Source organism: Magnetospirillum moscoviense, from assembly GCF_001650635.1.
GTDB lineage: Bacteria > Pseudomonadota > Alphaproteobacteria > Rhodospirillales > Magnetospirillaceae > Magnetospirillum > Magnetospirillum moscoviense.
The window spans coordinates 63,040-70,129 of the sequence record NZ_LWQU01000022.1; the positions used below are offsets into that span (position 1 = coordinate 63,040).

The 7,090-nt window shown below is 67.4% G+C and carries 8 protein-coding genes; 3 read left to right on the forward strand and 5 right to left on the reverse strand.

Annotated elements, in window-relative coordinates; genetic code table 11:
* Position 1: 1 nt before the first annotated feature.
* Positions 2–964 carry a sirohydrochlorin chelatase gene (locus tag A6A05_RS01505; RefSeq protein ID WP_068496763.1) on the reverse strand — a complete coding sequence of 321 codons (963 nt, stop codon included), beginning with the start codon at positions 962–964 and terminating at the stop codon, positions 2–4.
* A gap of 132 nt (positions 965–1,096) precedes the next feature.
* Here A6A05_RS01505 and cbiB point away from each other — a divergent pair, with 132 nt between their 5' ends.
* The gene (cbiB, locus tag A6A05_RS01510; protein ID WP_068496793.1) at positions 1,097–2,104 is read left to right on the forward strand and encodes an adenosylcobinamide-phosphate synthase CbiB; all 1,008 of its coding nucleotides are present in this window, start codon (positions 1,097–1,099) and stop codon (positions 2,102–2,104) included.
* On the opposite strand, the gene A6A05_RS01515 is transcribed toward cbiB, so the two are convergent.
* The 3 genes from A6A05_RS01515 to cobO all read right to left on the reverse strand — a co-directional run bounded on the left by A6A05_RS01515 (position 2,083) and on the right by cobO (position 4,955).
* Positions 2,083–3,549: a cobyric acid synthase gene (locus A6A05_RS01515; RefSeq protein WP_068496765.1), complete on the reverse strand. Its 1,467-nt coding sequence runs from the start codon at positions 3,547–3,549 to the stop codon at positions 2,083–2,085. The genes cbiB and A6A05_RS01515 overlap by 22 nt on opposite strands.
* A gap of 90 nt (positions 3,550–3,639) precedes the next feature.
* Entirely contained in the window at positions 3,640–4,311 is a 672-nt protein-coding gene (locus A6A05_RS01520) for a lipid-binding SYLF domain-containing protein (RefSeq protein WP_068496767.1), read from the reverse strand.
* Between the two features lie 35 nt (positions 4,312–4,346).
* Entirely contained in the window at positions 4,347–4,955 is a 609-nt protein-coding gene (gene cobO / locus A6A05_RS01525) for a cob(I)yrinic acid a,c-diamide adenosyltransferase (RefSeq protein ID WP_068496769.1), read from the reverse strand.
* A 126-nt stretch (positions 4,956–5,081) separates the two neighbouring features.
* Here cobO and A6A05_RS01530 point away from each other — a divergent pair, with 126 nt between their 5' ends.
* Entirely contained in the window at positions 5,082–5,276 is a 195-nt protein-coding gene (locus A6A05_RS01530) for a hypothetical protein (RefSeq protein ID WP_068496771.1), read from the forward strand.
* Here the strand turns inward: A6A05_RS01530 and gluQRS are convergent.
* Positions 5,266–6,117, reverse strand: a complete 852-nt coding sequence (gluQRS, locus tag A6A05_RS01535) for a tRNA glutamyl-Q(34) synthetase GluQRS (RefSeq protein WP_068496773.1) — start codon at positions 6,115–6,117, stop codon at positions 5,266–5,268. The genes A6A05_RS01530 and gluQRS overlap by 11 nt on opposite strands.
* 53 nt (positions 6,118–6,170) lie before the next feature.
* On the opposite strand from gluQRS, the gene A6A05_RS01540 reads away from it, so the two are divergent.
* Positions 6,171–6,833, forward strand: coding sequence for an alpha/beta hydrolase (locus A6A05_RS01540; RefSeq protein WP_068496775.1), 663 nt, complete (start codon positions 6,171–6,173; stop codon positions 6,831–6,833).
* Positions 6,834–7,090: the final 257 nt, after the last annotated feature.

Below are 7,090 nucleotides of genomic sequence, written 5' to 3' on the forward strand. Positions count from 1 at the left end.
GTCAGTGGTCGTGATCGTGGTGATGTTGGTGGTGGTGCCCATGGTCGTGATGATGACCATGATCGTGATCATGATGATGGTCGGAATCGGTGCCGATGCCGACCACATGATGGTGATGTCCGGCCTGGACGGCGCCGACCTGGGTCTCGTAGCCGACCACCTGGGCGCGGTACTTGCACAGGGTGCAATTCATGTGGGTGCGGCCTTCCAGAATCTCCTCGATCCGCTCGACGAAGCTGTCGATCACCAGCGGATGGTCGTTGAGATAACGCGCATTGACGATCTCGATGCCCGGATGCGCCGCCGCCGCCTGGTCGGCCTGGGCATAGATGCGCTTGACCAGGATGCCGGTGAACAGGAAATAGGGGAACACGACGATGCGCTTGTAGCCTAGCCGCACGACGCGATCCAGGGCCTGGTCGACCAGCGGATAGGCGACGCCGGAATAGGCGGTCTCGGCCCAGCCGAAACCCATGCCTTCCCACAGCATGCGCGCCACCTTCGAGACGTTGGAATTGGCGTCGGGGTCGTTGGTGCCGCGCCCGACCACCAACAGCAGCGTGTCCTTGCGCGACACCGAGGCGTCAAGGCTGGCCAGCGCCTCTTCGATGCGGGCGGCGGATGCCGCCAGCAGCTTGGGATCGACCGCCAGCTCGCGGCCGAACTGGATCTGCATGCCGGGATGTTCGGCGGCGAAGGAATTCAGCTCCCACGGCAGGTCGTTCTTGACGTGGCCGGCGGCGAACAGCATGCCGGGCACCGCCAGCACCCGGGTCACGCCCTTGGCCTGCAACGCGGCCAAGCCATCCTTGATGACCGGACGGGCGAATTCCAGATAGCCGGACTCGACCGGATATTGCGGGAAACGATGGGCCAGATGATGGGCCAGATGGGCGAACTGCTCGGTCGCCTCGACGTCGCGGCTGCCGTGGCCGCACACCATCACCCCGATTTTTTCCGACATGCGCGTGGTCCTTGCCTTCGTGCGTTTCCTGATCCGAACCGGCTGGTCCTTGCCTTCGGCCGGCTGGGTCGGGACTATAGGAGGGTCGGCAGCGATTTGTAAGAGTTTCCTTCCTCGATTATGCTGCCCGCCATGCTGCCTTTCGGAACCCACTTCGGCGCGGCCCCCGACGCCCTTTTGATGCTGTTCATGGCCCTTGGCGTCGATGCCGTGCTGGGCGAGATGAACTGGCTGTTTCGCTTCGTGCCCCATCCGGTGGTGCTGATCGGCAACGCCATCGCGGGGCTGGAACGGCGCCTGAACCGCGCCACCTTGCCCGAGCGCGATCGCCGCCTGCGGGGCTTCGTCACCGTCGGCCTGATGCTGATGGTGGCGGTGGGGGTGGGTTGGGCCATCGCCTTCGTCGCCCGCTCGCTGCCGCACGCCTGGATATTCGAGGTGTTCGCCGCCGCCACCTTGCTGGCCCAGAAAAGCCTGTTCCACCATGTCGACGACGTCGCCCGGGCGCTCGAGGCCAAGGGGCTGGAAGCCGGGCGCTATGCCGTCTCGCGCATCGTCGGCCGCGACCCGCAAAGCCTGGACGAACACGGCGTGGCCCGCGCCGCCATCGAATCCCTGGCCGAGAACTTCTCGGACGCGGTGGTGGCTCCCGCCTTCTGGTACGTGCTGTTCGGCCTGCCCGGCCTGGTCGCCTATAAGGTGGTCAACACGCTGGACAGCATGGTCGGGCACAAGAACGACCGCTACCGCGCCTTCGGCTTCGCCGCCGCCCGGCTGGACGATGGGATGAATCTGATCCCGGCCCGGCTGTCCGGGCTGATCGTGGTGCTGGCCGCCGCCTTCGCCGCACGCGGCAATCCGTGGCGGGCCTTCACCACCATGATCAAGGATGCCCGCCACCACCGCTCGCCCAATTCCGGCTGGCCCGAGGCGGCGATGGCCGGCGCCCTGGGCCTGGCCCTGGGTGGGCCGCGCAAATATCCCGGCCTGATCGTCGACGAGAAATGGATCGGCCAGGGTCGGGCGCGGGCGACATCAGCCGACATCGACCGGGCGCTGCACCTGTTTTCCGCCGCCTGCCTGCTGCATGCCGGGCTGGTGGTGCTGGTGTTGTGGATTCAGTCCCTGCTGGCCAGCTGAAGCAGCCGATCCAGATCGACATGACCGGCCAGATGGGCGGCCAGACCATCCAGCACGCGCTCGACCAGCGCGTCATGGGCAAGATCGCTGCCGCCGCCCAGGAAGGCGCTTCGGAAGCGGTCGGACGAGAACAGCCCGTGCAGATAGCCGCCCATCACCCGCCCATCCGACGACACCGCGCCGTCGGGCCGGCCGGCCAAGGTCAGGAACGGCCGGGCGCAATCGGGGCCATCGGTGCGGCCCATATGCATCTCGTAGCCGTGAACCGGATGGCCGGCCGGGTCGAAGCCCGCCACCTCGACCAGGGTCTTTTCGGCGCTGATGACGGTGTCGACCTCCAGATAGCCCAGGCCTTCGGCCACCGATCCGGCCGGGCCTTCCAGCCCCAGCGGGTCGGCAACGGATTTGCCCAGCATCTGGAAGCCGGCGCAGATGCCCAGCACCTTACCGCCGCGACGCAGATGGGCGGCCAGGTCGATGTCCCAGCCCTGGGCGCGCAGGAAGGCCAGGTCGGCGATGGTCGCCTTGGAACCCGGCAGGATGATCCAATCGGCATCGCCGGGCAGGGCCTGGCCGGGGCCGACGAAGGAAAGCGTCACCCCCGGTTCGGCCGCCAGCGGGTCGAAATCGTCGAAATTGGCCATGCGCGACAGACGGGTCACGGCGATCTTCACGGCACCGCTGCCGCCGCCCTTGGGGGCGGTGGCGCCGTCCTCGGCCGGCAGCAGGGCGGCGTCGGGGAAAAACGGCACGATGCCCAGGCAATCGAGCCCGGTGCGGGCCTTGATCAGCTCGACCGCCGGGGTGAAGAGCGACGCATCGCCGCGGAACTTGTTGATGACATAACCTTTCAGCCGGGCGCGTTCGGCCGGCGGCAGCAATTCCCAGGTGCCGACGATGGCGGCGATGACGCCGCCGCGATCGATGTCGGCCACCAGCACCACATCGATATCGGCCGCCTCGGCGAAGCCCATATTGGCGATGTCGGCGGCGCGCAGATTGACTTCCGCCGCGGCTCCCGCCCCTTCCACCAGCATCAGGTCGGCGCCCTGGGCCAGGCGCTGGAAGCTTTCCAGCACGCGCGGTAGCAGGGTCGGCTTCAGGGCGTAATAGTCGCGCGCGCTGGCATTGGCCAGCACGCGGCCCTGCACCACCACCTGGGCGCCGACATCGGATTGCGGCTTCAGCAGCACCGGATTCATGTCGGCGACCGGGGCAATTCTGGCGGCGCGGGCCTGCAACGCCTGGGCGCGGCCGATCTCGCCGCCATCCTTGGTGACGGCGGCATTGTTGGACATGTTCTGCGGCTTGAACGGGCGGACGGCCAGGCCGCGACCGACGAAGGCCCGGGCCAGGCCGGCCACCAGCAGGCTTTTGCCGACATCCGACCCGGTGCCCTGGAACATCAGGGCCGGGGGGTGGCGACCCGAGCAGGGTGATTTCATGTTAAATCGCCCTGCTCATGCCGCCATTGAGGCGGCGGCCAAGCAAACCGGAGGTTTGCGCCCGGCGAGGGGCAAACGAAAAGGATCAATCTAGCGCGCAAGGACGTCTCGCAGGCGGTCGGCCTGGGGGCTGTCGAGGCGGCGCGCCAGCACGATATCCTCGGGAGCCGGGTTACCGCCGTAGAAGCCGGCATTCCACGAATGGCGCGGCAGGATGCCCGATCCTTCCAGCGAGGCGCCGCCATAGGCGCCGATGGCCTTGTTGAAGGCATAGATGTCGGCGCCGGCATTGGTGGTGGTCGAGGCCTCGGCGCCGCCGCCGATATGGGCCACCGCCACCGAGGCGTCGGCGCCGGCCTTGAAGCGGTTTTCCATCACCGCCTTCAGGCCGGCATCGGACATGATGACGAAAATGGTCTCGGCGTCCTGGATTCCGATCTGCAGCCCGACCGATCCCGACGCCACCGAATAGAAAGCCGGACCCGACCAGCGGCCGCTATTGTCTTTCACCAGCAGCACGCCGGTCCCCCATTCGGCCCCCAGGATGAAGCCACCCTTGACCAGATCGGGGACGATCAGCACCGCCCGGGCGCGGGCCAGGCGGGGATCGAGCTCGCGCGCCATCCCGGGATCGCGGCGCAGCCGTTCGACGCTGGTGGCGGCCTTGGCCAGCACCGCCGCTCCGTCGGACGCGGCTTGCCCCGACGCCGGATGGGGCGCGGCCAGCAACAGGGTCAACAGGGCAAGGACGATCAGACGCATGGGTTCAGGCTAGCCGGCCGGCGGTTAGGAAGCGGTTAAAACTCGATGCCCGGCTGGGCCTTGATGCCGTCGCGGAACGGGTGCTTGACCATCGCCATCTCGGTGACGAGGTCGGCCGCCTCGATCAGGGCCGGCGCGGCGTTGCGCCCGGTCAGCACCACATGCTGGCCGTCGGGGCGGGCCTTGATCGCCGCCAGCACATCGTCGAGCGCCAGGTAATCGTAGCGCAGCGCCACGTTGATCTCGTCCAGGATCACCAGGCGGATGGCGGGGTCGGCCAGCATCTCGGCGGCCATCGCCCAGGCCCGCCCGGCGGCGGCGACGTCGCGGGCGCGGTCCTGGGTCTCCCAGGTGAAGCCCTCGCCCATCGCCTTGAAGGTCACCAAAGGTGCGAAGGAATCCATGATCCGGCGCTCGGCGGTGTCCCAGGCGCCCTTGATGAACTGGACGATGCCGACCGGAAAGCCGTGGCCGACGCAGCGCAGCGCCATGCCGAACGCCGCCGTCGATTTGCCCTTGCCCGGCCCGGTATGGACGATCACCAGCCCCTTCTCGCCCTGCTTCTTGGCCATCAGCTTGTCGCGGCTGGCCTTCTTCTTGGCCATCTTGTCCTTGTGGCGGTCAAGGTTGTCGTCGTCAATCATGGCGGCTCCGGGGTAAGGGGAGGCCGATGGTGCCCCGAAATGCGAGCCGTTCGCAAGAAAGAAGCGTGGCGATCGGCGCATCGCTATAGTAGAATGTAGTCATATAATGATATGGGGAGTCCGGAAATGTCCGCCAAAACCTGGCTGTTCATCGCCTCGGTGGTCACCGTCGTCTGCGGCGTCGCCGGTTTTGCCGTCCTGGGCATCATCGCCAAGGTCCCGGCCGGAGAATATTGGATGGTGGTGCTGGGCGGCCTGGTGGTCGGCGGCGCTTGGCTGGCCTTGATCACCGTCCTGCACCGGCAAAGCCTTAGGGAATAAAACCGGCCATGTCCCGCACGCTTTCGGGCGTGTGACCGGCGGCGCGCAGGCTGGCGATGGTCAGCGCACGGTCGCGCTTGGCGAATCGACGCCCCGATTCGTCGGTCAGCAGGCGGTGGTGGTGCCAGACCGGCACCGGCAAGCCCAGCAATTCCTGCAGCAGGCGATGGACGTGGGTGGCCTCGAACAGGTCGGCGGCCCGGGTCACCAAGTTCACCCCTTGCAGCGCATCGTCGACCGTCACCGCCAGATGATAGCTGGTCGGCGTGTCCTTGCGGGCCAGCACGACGTCGCCGAACAGCTCGGGCCGGGCCGCGACGATCCCCGCCGCCTGGTCCCGCCAGTCCAGTTGCCCGACCAGATCCACCGCCTTGGCCATGTCCAGGCGGACGGCGTGCGGTTGGCCGCTGGCCAGACGTTCGGCCCGCTGGGCCGGGTCCAGGCGACGGCACAGACCGGGATAGACCGGCCCGTCGGGGCCGTGCGGGGCGTGACCCGAGGCATTGATTTCCGCCTCGATATCCTTCCTGGTGCAAAAGCAAGGGAAAAGCAGGCCCATCGCGTCCAGCCGGGCCAGGGCGGCGGCGTAATCCGCCAGATGGCTCGACTGCACCCGCACCGGGCTTTCCCACTCCAGGCCCAGCCAGGCCAGATCCTCGAAGATGGCGGCGACGAATTCGGGGCGGCAACGGACCGGGTCGATATCCTCGATGCGCAGCAGGAAGCGACCGCCGGCCACGCGCGCCGCCTTCCAGCCGAACAAGGCGGAATGGGCATGGCCCAGATGCAACAGGCCGGTGGGGCTGGGGGCGAAGCGGGTGACGATCGGGGGTTGGTGCATGGGGGCAAGCATACCATAATCAGGACAACCATTATCCCGAGCGGAGAGAACCGATGTCCACCCCCCTGTCCGGCCCCGCGGCCGAGCCTTTGTCGGGCGGCCCCGCCCGCCAATTGGTGATCTTGCTGCATGGCGTCGGCGTCGATGGGTCCGACCTGTTTGGGCTGGTGCCCTATATCGCCCCGGCCCTGCCCGACGCCGCCTTCATCGCCCCCGACGCGCCGCACGCCTATGACATGGCGCCGTTCGGGCGGCAATGGTTCTCGCTGGCGGATCGTTCGAACGCGGCGCTGGCCGCCGGCATCCGCGCCACCGCGCCGCTTTTGGATGCCTTCATCGATTCGCAACTGGCGGCGCGCGGGTTGGAGGACCAGCACCTGGCCCTGGTCGGCTTCAGCCAGGGCACGATGATGAGCCTGCATCTGGGTCCGCGCCGCGCCCGGCCGGCGGCGGCGATCGTCGGCTTTTCCGGCGCGGTGGTGGCCCCGGAAGCGCTGGCCTCGGAACTGGCCTGCCGGCCGCGCATCCTGCTGATTCACGGCGATTCCGACGAGGTGGTCAACCCCGATTGCCTGCCGGCGGCGGAAGCGGCCTTGGCCAGCTTCGGCATCCCGGTCATCACCGAGGTCCGCCCCGGCCTGGGCCACGGCATCGACGGCCCCGGCCTGACCCTGGCCACCGCCTTCCTGCGGCAAAGCTTCGGGCTGGACGCGTGAATCTCGTGCTTAACGTCGGTCTGCGTTTGGTGGAATCTGATTTCTATCTCGTCACCCTCGGGCTTGACCCGAGGGTCCATGCTGCGGAGGGCGGTTTCGAACCATGGATGGCCGGGTCAAGCCCACTGCTGTCCGGTTTAATTTAGTGGACTGAGTGCACGGCGTTGATTCTACTCGTGTTCAGACGTTTGGCGCGTCTCCTGGACACGAATTGGAGCAACACCGTGCGGCATCAGAATAGCGTTTTTCATGACTTG

Coding starts and splice junctions, on each gene's coding strand:
- A6A05_RS01530 (WP_068496771.1), top strand. CDS start 5,082: ATGTCCGCCAAAACCTGGCTGTTCATCGCCTCGGTGGTCACCGTCGTC.
- gluQRS (WP_068496773.1), bottom strand. CDS start 6,117: ATGCACCAACCCCCGATCGTCACCCGCTTCGCCCCCAGCCCCACCGGC.
- cbiB (WP_068496793.1), top strand. CDS start 1,097: ATGCTGCCTTTCGGAACCCACTTCGGCGCGGCCCCCGACGCCCTTTTG.
- A6A05_RS01505 (WP_068496763.1), bottom strand. CDS start 964: ATGTCGGAAAAAATCGGGGTGATGGTGTGCGGCCACGGCAGCCGCGAC.
- cobO (WP_068496769.1), bottom strand. CDS start 4,955: ATGATTGACGACGACAACCTTGACCGCCACAAGGACAAGATGGCCAAG.
- A6A05_RS01515 (WP_068496765.1), bottom strand. CDS start 3,549: ATGAAATCACCCTGCTCGGGTCGCCACCCCCCGGCCCTGATGTTCCAG.
- A6A05_RS01520 (WP_068496767.1), bottom strand. CDS start 4,311: ATGCGTCTGATCGTCCTTGCCCTGTTGACCCTGTTGCTGGCCGCGCCC.
- A6A05_RS01540 (WP_068496775.1), top strand. CDS start 6,171: ATGTCCACCCCCCTGTCCGGCCCCGCGGCCGAGCCTTTGTCGGGCGGC.